General features: G+C 66.7%; 1 protein-coding gene. It reads left to right on the top strand.

Going from position 1 to position 537, the window contains the following annotated elements; translation table 11 throughout:
* Positions 1 to 537: sodium:solute symporter family transporter (locus GO707_RS11910; RefSeq protein WP_418655111.1), on the top strand; the 537-nt coding region annotated here is incomplete at both ends.

Below are 537 nucleotides of genomic sequence, written 5' to 3'. Positions count from 1 at the left end.
TCTCGTGGGCTCGGTCGCCTGGGCGGGCGGCGTCGACAACACCGTCGCGTTCCTGCAGAGCATCCCCGGCTTCCTCAGCGGCACCCAGATAGCGGTGCCCCTCGTGGACGACGCAGGCAGACAGCTCGTGGAGAACGGGGCTCCTCTGTTCGGCGACGCGGCCGAGTACCCGCTCATCACCATCGCCTCGATGCTGGCGTGGGGCCTCGGCTACTTCGGCATGCCGCAGGTGCTCGTGCGCTTCATGGGCATCCGCTCGGCCGACGAGGTGAAGAAGTCGCGCGTCATCGCGGTCGTGTGGTGCGTCGTGTCGCTGGCCTGCGGCATCTGCATCGGCTTGGTGGGCCGCGTCATCATCCCCGTCGACTTCGCCACGCAGGCTCAGGCCGAAAACGTGTTCATCGTGCTGTCCCAGATGATCTTGCCGCCGTTCATGTGCGGCGTGGTGGTGTCGGGCATCTTCGCGGCGTCGATGAGCTCCTCGTCCTCGTACTTGCTGATCGCCGGCTCCTCGGTGGCTGAGAACATCTTCCGCGG

The organism is Adlercreutzia rubneri (assembly GCF_009755265.1).
GTDB classification, from domain to species: domain Bacteria; phylum Actinomycetota; class Coriobacteriia; order Coriobacteriales; family Eggerthellaceae; genus Adlercreutzia; species Adlercreutzia rubneri.
The sequence above is the reverse complement of the archived record's forward strand: the minus strand, read 5'-3'. Positions and strand labels throughout refer to the sequence as shown.